This is a genomic window from Rheinheimera sp. 1928-s (genome assembly GCF_029269265.1).
Lineage (GTDB): Bacteria > Pseudomonadota > Gammaproteobacteria > Enterobacterales > Alteromonadaceae > Pararheinheimera.
Map to the genome: position 1 here is coordinate 30,774 of NZ_JARIXP010000013.1, position 17,034 is coordinate 47,807.

The window sequence follows — 17,034 nt, forward strand, 5'->3', positions numbered from 1 at the left end:
CTGATGTTTCGCAAAATTTTGATCGCCAACCGGGGCGAAATCGCCTGCCGAGTGATAGAAACCGCCCATAAACTGGGCATTCGTTGTGTGGCTGTCTATTCAGAAGCCGACACCAATGCCCGTCATGTGCATATGGCCGATGAAGCTTTTTTATTAGGCCCTGCGCCAAGCAAAGAGTCCTATTTACGGGCGGACAAGATTCTGGAAATTGCCAAATTAAGTGGCGCCGAAGCTGTGCACCCTGGTTATGGCTTTTTATCTGAAAACGAAGGATTTGCAGAAGCCTGCGCGGAAGCCGGTGTGGTCTTTATTGGCCCACCAGTGCCTGCCATAGCGGCTATGGGCAGCAAAAGCGCCGCCAAAGAGATTATGACCAAAGCAGGTGTACCTTTAGTACCGGGTTACCATGGCGATAATCAGGACCCTGCCTTTTTACAGCAACAAGCTGATCTGGTGGGCTACCCGCTGCTACTGAAAGCCGCATATGGCGGTGGTGGTAAAGGTATGCGTGTGGTGTGGAACAGTGACGAATTTGCTGAAGCTTTGGCTGGCGCCAAACGTGAAGCCTTAAATGGCTTTGGCAATGACAAAGTGCTGATGGAACGCTATCTGACCAAACCCCGTCATGTTGAAATTCAGGTGTTCGCCGACAGTTTTGGCAATGCAGTCTATTTAGCTGAACGCGACTGCTCTATTCAGCGCCGTCACCAAAAAGTGATTGAAGAAGCACCAGCACCAAATTTCAGTAGTGAGCAGCGCAAAGCCATGGGCGAAGCAGCAGTCAAAGCCGCTCAGGCTATTGCTTATCAGGGTGCCGGTACTGTTGAGTTTTTATTTGATGAAGACGGCTCCTTCTATTTTATGGAAATGAATACCCGTCTGCAGGTAGAACACCCTGTGACTGAAATGATCACAGGTCAGGATCTGGTGAAATGGCAGCTGTTGGTCGCCAGTGGCCAGCCTTTACCTTTGACTCAGGACCAAATCACTATTGATGGTCATGCCATTGAAGTGCGGGTTTATGCTGAAGACCCAGACCACAATTTCCTGCCAGCCACAGGCAAACTGACGTATTTACGCCAGCCTGAAGCCAGTCGCTATGTGCGGGTCGATACAGGCGTGGTCGAAAACGACGAAGTCTCGCCTTTTTACGATCCTATGATTGCCAAGCTGATTGTCTGGGATGAAAACCGTGACCGCGCCATAGCCCGTATGTTGCGTGCTTTAGATGATTATCGTATTGCTGGTGTGAAAAACAACCTGAATTTCTTAACCCGTTTAGTGGAGCAACCTGCTTTTGCCAAGGCAGAGCTGGATACGCATTTTATTGAACGGCATAAAGAATCCTTGTTTGCCCCAGGTCAGTCTGAAACCGAACAAGCCAGTTTATTGGCAGCCTTGTATCTGTTGCTGAAAGAGCGTTCAGACAATGTGGACGATCAAAGCCCATGGGCTTTGTGTTCTGGCTGGCGTTTAAATGAAGTTCCAACTGTGTCTTTCCCACTGATTTATCAGGATGAAACCCGTCTGATCAGCATCAGCTCTGAAGGTAAAACACTGAGCTTAACTCAGCATGGCGTCACCACCCCAGCCACCGCCCGCTTACAAGGTGATGAACTGCAAGCCAATTTAAATGGCCACAGAGTTAAAGTGCGGGTCAGCCAGTATCAGGAGACAGTGTCGGTTTTCATCAAACATCGACGTTATGACTTTATTTACCAGACGCAAGTGCAGACTCAAGTCGACGATAGTGCAGCGGCAGGTAGCCTGACGGCACCAATGAACGGCACTATAGTCGCTGTGATGGTGGAAAAAGGTGCGGTCGTCAGCGCTGGCCAAACGATTTTGGTGATGGAAGCGATGAAAATGGAATACAGCATTAAAGCGCCGAAAGATGGCGTGGTGAATCAGCTGTTTTATGCCGCTGGTGATCTGGTGAAAGACGGCGCTCAGCTGCTTGATTTTACAGCCGCTGAATAATACAGCCCCATTTTTAGGAGTCATGCATGTCACTGATATTAAACCCACACCACACAGCTGGTTTGCCCAAAGCCGTGCGACTTGTTGAAGTAGGCCCACGCGATGGTCTGCAAAATGAAAAAGCAGTGTCGCTGGAGGCCAAAGTTGAGCTGGTCAATCGCTTAGCTGAAACTGGCCTTATTACCATTGAAACCGGCGCTTTTGTCTCGCCAAAGTGGGTGCCACAAATGGCAGATTCAGCGGCAGTCTTTGCACAAATCAGCCGAAAAGCCGGTATTCAGTACACAGCGTTGACACCCAATCTGCAAGGCTATGAAGCAGCCAAAGCAGCAGGAGCCTCTGAAGTTGCGGTCTTTGGTGCCGCATCTGAGGCTTTTACCCAGAAAAATATCAACTGCAGCATAGCGGAAAGTCTGGAGCGTTTTGCCCCTGTAATGGCGCGGGCCAGACTGGATGGTATTAAAGTGCGGGGTTATGTCTCTTGTGTGGTGGGTTGCCCTTATCAGGGTGAGGTTGCGCCAGCAGAAGTAGCACGGGTTGCCAAAGCCCTGCTGGAGATGGGCTGCTATGAAATCTCTTTGGGTGACACCATAGGCGTTGGCACTCCGTCCAAAGTCAATGCCATGCTGGATGCTGTACTGGCGGTTGTACCTGTAGAGCAGTTAGCTGTGCATTTTCACGACACTTATGGCCAGGCGTTAAGTAATATTTACGCAGCGCTGCAACGTGGTATTGCTGTAGTAGACAGCTCAGTGGCTGGTTTAGGCGGCTGTCCTTACGCTGCCGGTGCGTCAGGCAATGTTGCCACTGAAGAAGTGGTGTATTTACTGAACGGCCTTGGCATCCATAGCGGTGTTGATTTACAACGGCTAGCCCCTGTTGGCTGGTTTATCAGCGAACAGCTGGGGAAAGCACCTAGTTCTAAAGTAGGATTGGCGCTAAAGGCCAAATGCCAGCAGAATTAATCATTGATAGCATCTTTTAAGGATACAAAATGGCAGGGTTTAATAAAGTTGTCACCAGCTACGAAGAAGCGCTGGCAGGCCTGACCGATGGCATGACAGTGATAGCCGGTGGTTTTGGTTTATGTGGTATTCCGGAAGGCCTGATTGCTCAGATCAAAAAAATGGGCACTACGGACTTAACAGTTGTCTCCAACAACTGTGGTGTCGATGGTTTTGGTTTGGGTGTGTTGCTGGAAGAGCGTCAAATCAAAAAAATGGTCGCCTCTTATGTGGGCGAAAACGCCTTATTTGAAAAGCAGCTGTTATCAGGTGAACTCGAAGTAGTACTGACACCTCAAGGCACACTGGCAGAAAAAATCCGTGCTGGTGGTGCTGGTATTCCGGCCTTTTATACGGCAACAGGCTACGGTACTCCTGTGGCTGATGGTAAAGAAACCCGCGAGATTAATGGTCGTAATTATGTGCTGGAAGAATCGATCACAGGTGATTTCGCTATAGTGCGGGCCTGGAAAGCGGACCGTTACGGCAATCTGGTGTTCCGCCATACCTCAATGAACTTCAACCCTATGGCAGCTACTGCAGGCAAAATTACTGTGGCTGAAGTGGAAGAAATTGTCGAGCCGGGTGAGCTGGAGCCAAGCCAAATTCACACACCAGGTATTTATGTACAACGTGTGATCAAAGCCAGCTTTGAAAAACGCATTGAACGTCGTATGGTCCGTCAGGCTTAAGGAGCACAGCAAATGGCATTATCACGTGAACAGGTCGCTATGCGGGTGGCTCAGGAATTACAGGACGGCTATTACGTCAATTTAGGTATTGGTATCCCGACATTAGTGGCGAACTATGTGCCAACAGGTATTGAAGTGATGCTGCAATCGGAAAATGGTTTATTAGGTATGGGCCCCTACCCAACCGAAGCTGAACTAGATGCCGATATGATCAACGCCGGTAAAGAAACAGTCACAGCTATTAAAGGCGCTGCCATTTTCAGCTCAGCTGAAAGCTTTGCCATGATCCGTGGCGGTCATGTGGATTTAACTGTTTTGGGCGCTTTTGAAGTGGATCAAAACGGCAATATCGCCAGTTGGATGATCCCAGGCAAACTGGTCAAAGGCATGGGCGGCGCTATGGATTTAGTCGCTGGCGCACAAAACATTATTGTTACCATGACTCACGCTGACAAATACGGCAGCTCCAAGCTACTGGATAACTGTACTTTGCCACTAACAGGCGTGAACTGTGTGAAAAAGATTGTGACTGATTTAGCTGTGCTGGAAGTAAGAGACGGCGCTTTCCACTTATTGGAACGAGCGCCTGGCATCAGCGTAGAAGAAATTCAGCAAAAAACTGCGGGTAAGTTAGTGATCTCTGGCGATATTCCGGAAATGCAGTTCTGATGTAAAACGTGAAAGGGTCAGAGGCAAGGTTTCTGACCCTATCGAAACGCCTTGGCCTGTAAACCAGCACCAGCGTTATCCCTGTTAATATCGCCACTAATTAACGCTATCGCGTTTTTAGTGCTGACCACTGTCACTTTGTCGATATCGCCAATCAGCATAACAAAAGCGGTCTGCTGATTGGCCAGCCTGTACCAACCGACTTTGTAATTAGGCAAATTAATCGCGTTTACAGCAACTACGGGCTTGAACTCGCCTAACTCGTCACAAAACACCACTGAAACTTTACTTTGCGCTGAGTGAATATCATCAATCTTGGTCTGATATAACCCAGCTTTCAACTCCAGAGCGTTGCCATTCATTAACAAAGTGTTATCACTAAACTTCAGACTAAGCAGTAAGAAGCACAAACTACAAAGGCTGAAAACCCATAAAGATTGTCTTAACCAAAGAGGTTTAAAATACACCAGAGCCGATAAAACCAAAGCCGGGAGCAGTACACAAACAAATAAAAGCAGTGCATAAAGATGCCAGCCGATCTCAGATAAATACATTTAATTAACTTTCATCAATGAATTGGCCACATGATAATAGCACAAAACAAACTTTTCCTGATTCATTTGTTAAACTTTGTTAATTAACAGTGCGGCGATAATTATGCCGCAGACTCCCGCTCACGGCCACTGACCGGACAGCAGTCAATTTGTGGCTCAAACATAAATTTTTGCCGATACGCTTTGGGGGTCAGGCTGGTGTAATGCACAAATAACTTCCGAAAAGACGAAATATCCTCATAGCCAACTTGCTGCATGATGTCTTCTGCAGTCCACAACGTATTTTCCAGCAAAGACTTCGCCCTCTCAATACGTAAACGCTGCAGATAAGCCATAGGGGTTTCGTCTAAATGTTGCTTAAAACGTCGGATCAAAGTGCGGGGTGTCATGGCAAAAGTTTCGGCGAGTTGCTCCAGACTGACAGGTTCCGCCAGATGAGCCTGAAGATACTGCTGAATTTCAGCCAATTTGCCGTCTTTATGTTGTGGGGTCAGTTGCAGAGATAAATAAGGTAACTGTGAAGTCCGGTTTGGATCGGTCAGCATAATCTTTGCCATTTGCTGAGCAAAAGCTGTATCCATACAAAGCTCGACAAAACGCAGACATAAATTCAGATAAGAAGTAGTAGCACCACCAGTTAAAATAGTTTGCTGCTGCACAACCAGTTGCTGTAAGTCCAGTTTAACTTGCGGGAACATCTGACGGAAATAGTCTTTAAAAAACCAGACTGACGTCGCCTGCAGACCATTTAATAAACCCGTTCCAGCCAGCGCAAAAGTGCCATTACAAAAAGCGCCCAGCCACTTTCCCTGTTGCAGCATCTGCTGTAATTCAGCCTTGTAAGGTAGCAATTCCTGACTCACACGCAGCAGATCGTTTGAGTTATAGGCGTAAAATCCGGGGATCAACAGAATATCAATCTGATTTACATCAACAGGTTCAACCTGCAGCGTAAAAGACCCCTGCTGTAGCTGAGTATTAGGTCCCATCAACACAGTTTCAAATAACTGCTGATCGCTTTGCTGTATTAATTGCCAGTATTTATTACAGAAGGTAAAAAAATCCATTACCCCTGTCACACTGCTCATCACTACGTCTTGATTTACCCAAATACCAATGCGTTTCATATTGTCACTTACCGCCTCAAATACGTCATTAGCGACACTTTAGACCCTGTCAACCTAAGAGTAAAGTATCAGCATCAACAACAGGAGGTAGTTATGTTTCAACTGTCAAAACGCACTGCAGTATGGGCTTTATTGGCTTTGGTCTGGGCTATGGTGGTAGGGCTTGCTCTGCAAATAACACCAGATCCAATGCTGCATCTGGTGCACATTCCTATACTACTGGTGCTGACCTTAGGTTTGGCCAGCATCAGTCTGGAGGACTAAAAGTGCTGAAATGTTAACTTTTACGCTGCAATACGGTCAGTAAACTGGACGTATCCCAGCGACCGCCACCCATAGCCTGCACTTGAGCGTAAAACTGATCGACTAAAGCAGTCAGTGGCAAAGTAGCTCCATTGTGACGGGCTTCGTTTAAGGTGATCGCTAAGTCTTTGCGCATCCAGTCGACCGCAAAGCCGAAGTCGTATTTGCCTTGCAACATAGTGGAGCCGCGGTTTTCCATTTGCCAGGACTGAGCAGCGCCTTTGCTGATGGTGTCCAAAACAGCCTGACCATCCAGTCCGGCCTGTTGAGCAAAATGCATAGCCTCAGCCAAGCCTTGTACTACGCCGGCGATACAAATTTGATTGACCATTTTGGCCAGTTGACCTGAACCTGCAGGCCCTAATAAACGGGCGCTGCGGGCGTATTTCATCAGCGTGTTTTCAGCTTTTGCAAACTCAGCAATTTCGCCGCCCAGCATAATGGTCAGTAAGCCATTCTGAGCACCAGCCTGACCACCTGATACAGGTGCATCTAAAAAACCTATGCCTTTTGCTTTGCAGGCCAAAGCCAGTTCACGGGCTAAATCGGCTGAGGCTGTGGTGTGATCAATCAATAAAGAGCCAGGTCGCATCGCAGCTAAAACGCCCTGTTCGCCATACACCACAGAACGTACATCGTTGTCATTCCCGACGCATAACATCACCAAATCGGCACCAGTGGCAGCGTCTGCCGGAGTTGATGCACAGGTACCACCGTACTGCTGAACCCAGTCTAAAGCTTTCTGATGAGTTCGGTTATAGACACAAACTTGCTCGCCTTTTTGCTGCAGATGCCCAGCCATAGGAAAACCCATAACACCCAAACCGACAAAGGCAACTTTTTGTTGTGATAAATTTGACATAATTTTGACTTATTTCTGTGACAGACTTGAATGCCAAGAAGCTTACTAGAATCAGGGGCTCTGACGCAAAAGCATCAGACGAGTTGCAGAAAAGGACAGTTATGCCAAAGGTTCACCATTTCAAAGTGAAGGACAGTCTGGGTCAGGACGTCGATTTAGCTCAATACAGGGATAAAGTGGTACTGATTGTCAACACAGCCAGCCAGTGCGGATTTACCTCGCAGTATCAGGAGCTGGAAGCTTTATATCAGCAATATAAAGATCAGGGTTTTGTCGTATTAGCTTTTCCCTGTAATCAGTTTGGAGCTCAGGAACCAGGGTCCAATGCAGAAATACAGCAATTCTGTCAGCTGAATTACGGTGTTAGTTTTCCGGTTTTTGGCAAGGTACAGGTGAATGGCCTGGATTCAGACCCTTTGTTTGAATATTTAAAAGATCAGGCCCGTGGTTTGATGAAAACCCGTGCCATTAAATGGAACTTCACTAAGTTTTTAGTGAATCGTCAGGGTGATGTCGTCAAACGTTATGCCCCACGCACTAAGCCATCCAGCTTGCATCAGTCGGTTGAAGAAGTATTGAATAGCTGATGCTTTGATTAAAAACAACATAGACAGCGACTTTTTGCGTTACTCTGAGATTCGGATCAAGAAGCAAGGAGCCCCAAAATGAAAGTTGCAGTCTTTAGCGCGAAAAAATACGATCAGACAAGTTTTGCTGATTGGGCAGACTCAAGCCTTGAGTTCAGCTTTTTTGATGGCCCACTGGATCAACAAAGCGCCAAACTAACGCAAGGCTATGCTGCTGTTTGTGTTTTTGTAAATGACGATCTGTCTGCCCCTGTGCTTGCTGATTTGAAAGCCGCGGGCGTAGGCATGATAGCCCTACGCTGCGCAGGTTTTAATAATGTCGATTTGGCGGCGGCCAAAGAGCTTGACCTGCGGGTTGCCCGCGTTCCCGCTTACTCACCTGAAGCTGTCGCAGAACACACTGTTGCGATGATCCTGTGTTTAAACCGAAAATTACATAAAGCCTATAACAGAGTGCGGGATGACAACTTTGCGCTCGATGGCTTATTGGGTTTTAACTTGCATGGCAAAACTGCAGGTTTGGTGGGTACAGGCCGCATAGGAGCGGCAACGGCGAAGATCCTGCTTGGTTTTGGTATGCAAGTGCTCTGTTACGATATTCAGGAGAATGATGAGCTGGTCAAAGCTGGTGTACGCTATGTGTCGTTGGAAGAACTATGGACAGAATCAAATGTGATCAGTCTGCATTGTCCGTTAAATCCTCAAACTCAGCATATGGTCAATAGTGATAGCCTGGCATTGATGAAAGACGGTGTGATGCTGATCAATACCAGCAGAGGTGGCTTAATAGATACCAAAGCCGTGATTAAAGCGCTGAAGAGCCGTAAAATTGGTTATTTAGGTCTGGATGTCTATGAGCAGGAAGCAGATTTGTTTTTTCAGGATTTATCCGGACAACTGATAGATGATGAAGTGTTTAAGCGGCTACTGACTTTCCCTAATGTATTGATCACCGGACATCAGGCGTTTTTTACTACAGAAGCTTTACAGCAAATTTGTCAGGTGACCAGTGATAATCTGCTGGCTTTTCAGGCCAACAGATTAAGTGGCAACGAATTGTGATAAAAGGCGGGTTAAATACCCGCCCCAAATTATTGTTTTAATTGACGTTCAAAAAACGCAGTAATGGTTTTATGTAAATGGGTTTGCACCGGCTGACCGAACATAGAGTGTTTGCTGCCAGGGTAATCCATACTTTCAAATAATTTACCTTGTTGCTGTAATTCAGAATACAACTTGGTACTGTGGGTAAAAAGCACGTTGTCGTCCGCCATACCATGGTAAATCAGCAGATTGCCCTGATAATCTTTCACATAAGGAAAGACTGAGCTTTGCTCGTAGCCCGCTTTATTGGTTGCAGGATGACCTAAATAACGTTCAGTGTAATGGGTGTCATACAAAGCCCAATCGGTGACAGGAGCACCTGCTACACCAGCTTTAAAATAATCTCCTGCTTTGAACATCGCCATAATAGCCATGTAACCGCCATAGCTGTGGCCATAAATGCCAATACGCTTTGCATCGACATAAGGCAAAGTCCGCAGATACTCGACACCAGTGATTTGATCTTCCAGCTCTATATCGGCAAGTTTTTTATAAATGGGGTCTTCAAAAGCTTTACCACGATTTTCAGATCCTCTGTTGTCCAGCTGGAACACCACATAACCATTTTGTGCCAGATACTGGAAATACAAATCCCTGGCACTCCAGCTATTGGTTACGCGCTGTGCGCCTGGTCCACCATAAACCCCGACTACAACAGGGTACTTTTTGCCCTGTTCAAGCTGTTTTGGCTCAAATACACGGTAATGTAAAGTTTGCCCATCTTTTGCTTTTAAGGTGCCAAAACGCGGTTTTACCAGACTATCTTTGTACTCGGCCAGTGGATGGGAACCAGCCACAGTATTAGACTCAAGCACAGTCAGCACTTTGCCTTCGACACTCTTCAATTCCACTTTAGTCGGCTGTAATACGCTGGAGTAACTATCAATAAAGCTCTGGCCTGTTTCAGCCATAACAACTGCATGTGAAAACTCAGCCTGAGTTAAACGCTTGCTGTCACCGCCTTTGACGGGTACTGAATACAGATGACTTTCCAGCGGTGTATCTTTGCGGCCAGAGAAGTAAATAATGCCTTGCTCTTCATTAATTGCTTCTATTTTATTAACAACCCAGTGGCCTTGGGTCAACTGACGTACCAAAGTGCCATCCAGTTTGTACAAATACAGATGCTTATAACCGTCCCGCTCAGACGCCCAGACAAAATGTTGTTTGTCTTTTAAGAAATGCAAATCGTCATTTAGGTTAAGCCAGGTTGAGCTTTGTTCTTTTAACAGCACGTTGGTCTGACCGGATGGCAATTCAACCGAACGCAACTCCAGTTGCTGTTGATCACGGCTTTGCCATTGATAAGTCAACAAAGAGGCTGTTTTACTCCAGTTCACCCGAGCCAGATAAATATCCTGCTCTTTACCTAAATCCAGCCATTGCACTGCAGGTTGTTGTACTGCGACCACACCCAGTTTTACCTTCACATTCGCTGTGCCGGTAAAAGGATAACGCTGATTAAATAACTTAATTTCATCGGCATAGATTTCATTACGTACCGCTTCAGCCACTGGCGACTCATCAATCTGACTAAAAGCAATTTTGCTGTCATCAGGAGCCCACCAATAGCCAGTCATTCTGCCCATCTCTTCCTGAGCAACAAATTCAGCCATACCATTTTTAATCAGCCCCTTACCATCTGTCGTTAACTGAGTTTCTTTGCCTGATTTCAGGTCCAATACAAAAATATTTTGTTCCCGAATAAAAGATACGTACTGACCTTTGGGCGATATTTGTGCATCGGTTTCAAAGGCTTCGGTATTGGTTAACTTACGCGCTTTCTGGCTGGCTAAGTCGTAATAAAACAAATCGCCATTTAACGGAAACAGCAAAGCTTTGCCATCTTTGGACCAGTTATAACTGACAATACCACTGGCAAATAAGCGTAAACGCTCACGTCGGGCTTTTTCTTCATCTGACAATAACTCAGGACCACTAAACAATTGATTTGAATCAACTAAAAGGCTGTGTTTACCTGTTTTTATTTGATATTGCCACAGGTCCAGTCTGTTGGCGTCTGTCTCTTTGCCTTTGAGATAGGTCACACGACTGCCATCAGGCGAAAAGCTTAAAGAACGAGGAGCTGTACCGCTTAATGCGGGTTCAGCAAACAAACGCTCTAAAGGTAACCTACTATTTGCCAGTGCTGTTGTTGAAAGTAACAAGGTAGCTAAAGCTGCCGGAGTAAGAAGTTTTTTCACTACTGTAAATCCTTGATTAAAGTAACCCTGCTATCTGAATCGACTTTGACTAAAACAGCAAGTCCGATCCGATATTTTTCATTTATTCAGGTTCAAATTTGTCGCTTCATTTTCCGAAGCAAAACGTCCAAAACCAGCGAAAGCACCAGATTGGTGCGGCAAATCACCACAATGAAGCGACAAATTAACATTAAATCACGATAGACAAACAAAAGCTTTTCAAATATGGTCTCTACAGAGCTCGTAGATAAAAATGAGCCAACACAAAAATCCAGATGAGAAGGCAACATCCATGAAGAAAGAAATAACCCACTACCATCCAGTTGCAGCAGCGATAAAAATCGCTTTATGCGGCAGTTTATTATTCAGTACCTCTTTAATAGCCCAGGAAACTCCCGACGCAGCAGCGGAACAAAAAGCAGAAGGTGCTGTTGAGAAAATTGCCGTTATTGGTGCAAGGGGTGCACCACGTTCGGTAGGTGATTCAGCTGTTCCTGTAGACGTGATCGGCGGCGAAGAGTTTTCAAAAACAGGCACAAGCGATATGGTCAGCTTAATGACCGCGGCAGTGCCGTCTTTTAACGTCAATGCTCAGCCAATTAATGATGCTTCTACCTTAATACGCCCGGCTAACTTACGTGGTCTGCCGCCAGACAGTACCTTGGTATTAGTGAATGGTAAAAGACGTCACCGTGCTGCTGTTATTACCTTTTTAGGCAGCGGTATTTCTGATGGTTCTCAGGGCCCGGACATTTCTGTTATCCCTTCCATTGCGTTAAAACAAGTTGAAATTTTACGGGATGGCGCAGCAGCTCAATACGGTTCGGACGCTATTGCTGGTGTTATTAACTTCCGTTTAAAAGATGCCGACGAAGGTGGCTCTTTTGAAGTGAAAGCAGGTCAACATTATGAAGGCGACGGTGATTTACGCCAGATTTCCGGCAATATAGGCCTGCCTTTTACCGATAACGGTTTTGCCAATATCAGTGGTGAATATAAACAAGCCGATCCTACCAGCCGTTCAGTGCAAGTAACCGATGCCGCCGACGCGATCGCGGCAGGCAATCCTTTTATTCTAGACCCAGCTCAGGTTTGGGGCTCACCAGAATTTAAACGGGATGCGAAACTATTTGCAAATATTGGTCTTGAAGTTGCCAAAGACCGTGAATTTTATTTATTCACTAACTGGGCAGAACGTGATGTCGAAGGTGGTTTTTATTACCGTCACCCAACGCTGCGGGGTGGTGTCTACACTGGTGACAGTGGTGCGAACCTGTTAATTGGCAATCTGGATGAAAGTTTAGGTGCTTGCCCAGGTATTTCTGCAAGAACGGGCGACAATATACGTAACCATGCAGATATCCAGGCAGATGTCGATGCCCTTCCGGAACACTGCTTTACTTATTACGGTATGTTGCCGGGTGGTTTTACGCCTAAGTTTGGTGGTGTAGTTACAGACACAGCTATAGCTTCTGGTGTAAAAGGTGAATTAGATTCAGGCTGGGCTTTTGATGCCAGTATGTCTATTGGCCGTAGTGAAGTAGAGTTTTATATCAAAAACACCCTGAACCCTTCTTTGGGCGCTAATACTCCACGTGAATTTAGCCCTGGTAAGTATGTGCAGCTGGAAAAAGCAGCCAACTTAGATTTTAACAAACCATTTGATATAGATGCCTTACCTTACCCATTAAATGTGGCAGGTGGTGTCGAGTACCGCGATGAAACCTTTGAAATTTATGCTGGCGATGCAGCTTCTTTTGAAGTAGGTCCATTGGCTTCACAAGGTTTTGGTGTAGGTTCAAACGGCTTCCCGGGTTTTAAACCTGAAGATGCCGGGTCTTTTAATCGTTATAGCTATGCTGCGTATACCGAGTTAGGAGCTGAATTCAGTGACGACTTCCGTATGGACTTTGCATTACGTTTCGAAGACTTTGAAGACTTTGGCAATACCACCAATGGTAAAATTACAGCACGTTATCAGGCCACTGATGAAGTAGCATTCCGCTCAGCAGTCAGTACTGGCTTCCGTGCTCCTACTGTAGGCCAAAGTAATGTGCGTAATGTGACTACGGCTTTCAGCTCTGAAGGACTGGTGGACCAGGCTACATTACCACCAACCCACCCTATTTCTTTGCAGAAAGGCGGCAAACCCTTAACTCCGGAAAAGTCGAAAAACTTCTCTGTGGGTACAGTGGTTGAAGTTAACGGCTGGTACGTTACTTTAGATTACTTCCATATCAAAGTAGAAGACCGTATCAGTCAGACCTCTCCTTTAAAGTTAACAACTGATGATATTACTGCATTATTGGCACTTGGCATAAATGACGCCAGCAGTTTTTCCGACGTGAAGTACTTTACCAACGATTTCGATACCACAACTCAAGGTTTAGATTTAGTTGCCAACTATGGTTTTGATTTATGGGATGGTCGCACTACCCTGGCTTTTGCTTATAACTGGACAGATACTAATGTTGACCGTATCAGCGAATACCTGATCGATGGCGAGTTAAAAACAAATATCAGTGCATCAAAAGTTGAACAGCTAGAACGAGGTTTACCTCGGGTTCGCGGCAGCTTTACCGTCAACCAAAACTATGGAGATTGGAAAGGTTATGTCCGCTTTAACCACTTTGGAGCATTCTACGAAGACCATCTGGATAGCGGTTTCCCTATTGAAGTAGATTCCGCTATTACAACAGATCTTGAAATCAGTTATAGCGTCAATGACAGTTATGAAATCAGTGTGGGCGCACAGAATATTTTTGATGCATATCCAGATGAACATGAATGGCAAGGCGTGGCAGGATCTAAGTACCCGACCACTGCTGTTATGGGAATCAACGGCGGTTTTTACTACGTCCGTTTGAACTATAACTTCTGATCGACATAGATAAACTCAATAGCCCGGTTTAACGCCGGGCTTTTTATTTGCAGATCTGGTATGACCATGGCAAAGTGCATTCTGGTTTAGATACGAAAGACAAAAGATGGATTTAATCCCCTGGAGCTACGCTACACAACACGGTTTTACCTTACGAGGATTTTACACTTCTCCCAGTGGTAAACCGGTGTTGCATATTTTGCATGGCAACGGTTATTGCAGCCGGATGTACCAACCTTTTTTAGCTCACTTGTTACCCCACTTTGATTTGTTTTTATCTGACGCACAAGGCCATGGTGACAGCGATCATGGCGACGCTTTTATAGGCTGGAACCAAAGTGCAGATCTGGCCCTTGATGCCTGGCTGGCACACAGAGACTTATTCGCTGATGCCCCCTGTTATGCTGTAGGACATAGTTTTGGTGGTGTATTAACAGCACTGATTAACAGTAAAACAACCAGTCCATTTGATGCCGTAGTTTTACTTGATCCGGTGTTGTTTACACCTGGGATGCTGACACTGATGCAAACTCTGGATTGGCTGGGCTTATACAAAAAAAATCCCATGGTTAAAAAGGCGCTCAACCGTCGTCAGCATTGGCCAGATAAAGATTCTGCTTTTACCTACCTACACCAAAGAGGTATGTTTAAAAACTGGCAGGATGATGCGCTGGCAAGTTACATCGATCATGCCTTGTATCATAGTAATGACGGGCTGGAACTAAAATGCAAAGCTGAGCGTGAAGCGGAAATATTTGGCTCTTACCCAAAACAGCTCTGGTCTCAGTTAAAGCAACCCTGTAGTCCTACTCTTCTGATTTATGGCAACAAAACCTACCCATTTGTCAGCAAATCAGCAGAAAAATGGCGTAAATTAAATCATTCTGTTCAGTTGCATAAGTTAACTGGTGGTCATTGTTTTATGCAGGAAAATCCAAAAGAAAGCTCGGGTTTGATCCTGGACTTTCTGTTACCACAGCAAAAGAACGAAATATGACAATTTTTAATCAGTAATACCATTCGACTGTCTGCACAGTTGCTTTATAATGGCGCCAATTTTCTCCGGATCCAGATAAATATGAAACATAGTTTTATCGTAAGTGCTGTATTGCTGGCTTTGGCTGGTTGTAGCCAATTGCCTCAGCAGACGCCTGCTCCCATTCAGGAAGTCAGTGAACCTGTGGTCGCCGCAGAACCTGATTTAGTCGAAAATGAAGTATTAAATGACAACATAGCTCAGGCACAAGCCACTGACTTTGGTCATATTTTTATCGACCGCGATATGAGTTTTACTGGCACTTTACCTTGTGAAGGCTGCCCGGGTATAAAATATCATGTCAATTTGTTCCAGGATGGCAAGTTTGAAGCCCGTCAGGAGTTTATTGATCAGCATGAAGTAAATTTGGTGAAAGGCACCTGGTTATTGGAAGGTCGGGTGATCCATCTGATGTCTCAGCAAGCAAAAATTCCGTCGTTCCAGTTTGTTAGCAATAACAAAGTTGTATTATTGGATGAAGCTGGTAAACCTGTAGTGTCTAAAGATAACTATGAGTTAGTGCGCTCCAATGATTTTATTAAACTTGATACCAGTATGCAGATGCTAGGTATGTATCAGGTTGTTGATAATAATGCTTTTTTTACCTCATGTAGCAATGGTGAAAAATCATCTGTAGCCATGACTCAGCATCATATACCTATGTTGCGTAATTACCAGACAGACAAAAATCTGAACGGAAAGGCAGTCATTGCCACTATGGTTGCGCGCCAAAGCCCAAAAGAAGACAAGATGTTGTTTGTCGAAAAATTTGAACAATTTTGGCCTGGAGCCACCTGCCCTGACAAACTGAATCTTGCCAAAGTGCAAGGCATCGTCTGGAGGGTTGAACGAGTAAAATTTATCCAGGTACCACAACAATACAATTTACGTATGTTGTTTAATGATAATGCCAAACTTTATGGTTTTTCTGGTTGTAATGTATTTAACGCCAGCTACAGCCAAAGCTCTAACTTATTGAAAGTAAATCCTTTAGTTAGTACTAAAAAGTACTGTGCTCAAAGTAACTACTACGAGTCAAACTTTACTCAGCACTTACAGATGGCTGATCGTATTGAATTAAACGGTGATAAGTTACAACTTTTCCATAACAACGAAGTTGTGGTTGAAATGAGACCTGCACTTAATTAATCATTCTGATGCCTTTGTGATGTCGTTGATGTCACAAAGGCTCTATTTTCTCTGTAAACATCCCTTAGCGCTTGCTGATTTCTATCTGTATCCAGCCGTATAGCAAATTCACAATGATCCTGTTGTAACCAGAACATTGTATTGATCAATCGTCTTTGTTGACTCCACTGCCCTTTTCTATAATTCAGACCTGCTCTTGCGCTTAACGTTAAGCTTGGGTTTCCACCCAGTATCGCGTTTAGTAAACGGCTTAGAGCGATAAAGATGTTGTTGCTGTAGGTACGGAGCTTGCCTGACATAAGTTGACCTTAAAATTTTTATCTGTTTGATGGAATACTTTTGCATGAAAGTGTGTAGGGCGCAATCGCCGGAGGCATTGCGCCGTTGGTGCAATTGCTGGTTGGATTTGTTTTGAATTTGAGTGCGGTGAACTACTTTAACAGCGGATTAGCTCTGAATTCGGAGGCGGTGAACTACTTTAACAGCGGATTAGCTCTGAATTCGGGTGCTTATTCCGGGTGGTGAGGCGACAGCAGGCCGTCTTGTCCGGCCTTTCGCAGAGCTCAAGGCGTGAAACAGGCGTGACGCAAAACTGTTTGCGTCCCGTTTTTCCTGTTTCACCCTGGCGACCGCCTATAGCAACGCAAGTAAATAATCCACCTTCTGAAGAAGGTGGCTTTGTGTTAAGCCCCTAAAAGGGGCCCTTTGTCTAGTCTAGTGCCAATTCGGCCTGCTCTTGCCGTTCCATTTTTTCTTGGTGCCGCACATAGCGCCGAATTATATCTTCGTTTATTCCAACTGAATCTACAAAATAACCTCGTTGCCAGAAATGATTTCCCCACATTTTATTCTTTCTCAGATGAGGAAATTTGCTGAACAACT

The 17,034-nt window shown here is 45.3% G+C and carries 15 protein-coding genes; 10 read left to right on the forward strand and 5 right to left on the reverse strand.

The window, feature by feature from the left end; all coding sequences use genetic code 11:
* Positions 1–3: 3 nt before the first annotated feature.
* From P3C17_RS20135 to P3C17_RS20150, 4 genes are read left to right on the forward strand one after another with little or no spacing between them, the layout of a single operon-like run.
* Positions 4–1,980 carry an acetyl/propionyl/methylcrotonyl-CoA carboxylase subunit alpha gene (locus P3C17_RS20135; protein WP_300931087.1) on the forward strand — a complete coding sequence of 659 codons (1,977 nt, stop codon included), beginning with the start codon at positions 4–6 and terminating at the stop codon, positions 1,978–1,980.
* Between the two features lie 26 nt (positions 1,981–2,006).
* A complete protein-coding gene (locus P3C17_RS20140; RefSeq protein ID WP_300931088.1) occupies positions 2,007–2,945 on the forward strand; it encodes a hydroxymethylglutaryl-CoA lyase in 939 nt (312 codons plus the stop codon).
* Positions 2,946–2,974: 29 nt separating this feature from the next.
* Positions 2,975–3,676, forward strand: a complete 702-nt coding sequence (locus P3C17_RS20145; RefSeq protein ID WP_300931089.1) for a CoA transferase subunit A — start codon at positions 2,975–2,977, stop codon at positions 3,674–3,676.
* A 12-nt stretch (positions 3,677–3,688) separates the two neighbouring features.
* Positions 3,689–4,345 carry a CoA transferase subunit B gene (locus P3C17_RS20150; RefSeq protein ID WP_300931090.1) on the forward strand — a complete coding sequence of 219 codons (657 nt, stop codon included), beginning with the start codon at positions 3,689–3,691 and terminating at the stop codon, positions 4,343–4,345.
* A gap of 38 nt (positions 4,346–4,383) precedes the next feature.
* Here P3C17_RS20150 and P3C17_RS20155 read toward each other — a convergent pair whose 3' ends face one another.
* Entirely contained in the window at positions 4,384–4,899 is a 516-nt protein-coding gene (locus tag P3C17_RS20155; RefSeq protein WP_300931091.1) for a hypothetical protein, read from the reverse strand.
* 101 nt (positions 4,900–5,000) lie between these two features.
* Positions 5,001–6,026, reverse strand: a complete 1,026-nt coding sequence (locus P3C17_RS20160) for a helix-turn-helix domain-containing protein (RefSeq protein ID WP_300931092.1) — start codon at positions 6,024–6,026, stop codon at positions 5,001–5,003.
* A gap of 93 nt (positions 6,027–6,119) precedes the next feature.
* Between P3C17_RS20160 and P3C17_RS20165 the strand changes: the two genes are divergently transcribed.
* Positions 6,120–6,290 (forward strand): hypothetical protein, encoded by a 171-nt coding sequence (locus P3C17_RS20165; protein ID WP_300931093.1) that lies wholly within the window; start codon positions 6,120–6,122, stop codon positions 6,288–6,290.
* 13 nt (positions 6,291–6,303) lie between these two features.
* On the opposite strand, the gene P3C17_RS20170 is transcribed toward P3C17_RS20165, so the two are convergent.
* Positions 6,304–7,191, reverse strand: coding sequence for an NAD(P)-dependent oxidoreductase (locus P3C17_RS20170; protein ID WP_300931094.1), 888 nt, complete (start codon positions 7,189–7,191; stop codon positions 6,304–6,306).
* A 101-nt stretch (positions 7,192–7,292) separates the two neighbouring features.
* Between P3C17_RS20170 and P3C17_RS20175 the strand changes: the two genes are divergently transcribed.
* The gene (locus P3C17_RS20175; protein ID WP_233080315.1) at positions 7,293–7,778 is read left to right on the forward strand and encodes a glutathione peroxidase; all 486 of its coding nucleotides are present in this window, start codon (positions 7,293–7,295) and stop codon (positions 7,776–7,778) included.
* A 78-nt stretch (positions 7,779–7,856) separates the two neighbouring features.
* Complete coding sequence (locus P3C17_RS20180; protein WP_300931095.1) at positions 7,857–8,840, forward strand: 2-hydroxyacid dehydrogenase; 984 nt, start codon at positions 7,857–7,859, stop codon at positions 8,838–8,840.
* A 29-nt stretch (positions 8,841–8,869) separates the two neighbouring features.
* Here the strand turns inward: P3C17_RS20180 and P3C17_RS20185 are convergent, their stop codons facing one another.
* Positions 8,870–11,086: a S9 family peptidase gene (locus tag P3C17_RS20185; protein WP_300931096.1), complete on the reverse strand. Its 2,217-nt coding sequence runs from the start codon at positions 11,084–11,086 to the stop codon at positions 8,870–8,872.
* A gap of 292 nt (positions 11,087–11,378) precedes the next feature.
* On the opposite strand from P3C17_RS20185, the gene P3C17_RS20190 reads away from it, so the two are divergent.
* The 3 genes from P3C17_RS20190 (at position 11,379) to P3C17_RS20200 (ending at position 16,152) form a co-directional block, all read left to right on the forward strand.
* On the forward strand, positions 11,379–13,967 hold the full coding sequence (locus tag P3C17_RS20190) for a TonB-dependent receptor (RefSeq protein WP_300931097.1): 2,589 nt from the start codon (positions 11,379–11,381) through the stop codon (positions 13,965–13,967).
* A gap of 106 nt (positions 13,968–14,073) precedes the next feature.
* Positions 14,074–14,964 (forward strand): alpha/beta hydrolase, encoded by an 891-nt coding sequence (locus P3C17_RS20195; RefSeq protein ID WP_300931098.1) that lies wholly within the window; start codon positions 14,074–14,076, stop codon positions 14,962–14,964.
* Between the two features lie 81 nt (positions 14,965–15,045).
* Positions 15,046–16,152, forward strand: a complete 1,107-nt coding sequence (locus P3C17_RS20200) for an META domain-containing protein (RefSeq protein WP_300931099.1) — start codon at positions 15,046–15,048, stop codon at positions 16,150–16,152.
* Between the two features lie 709 nt (positions 16,153–16,861).
* Here P3C17_RS20200 and P3C17_RS20205 read toward each other — a convergent pair.
* Positions 16,862–17,034, reverse strand: a 173-nt coding sequence (locus tag P3C17_RS20205) for a transposase (RefSeq protein ID WP_300931100.1), incomplete at its 5' end; no start/stop codon positions are given.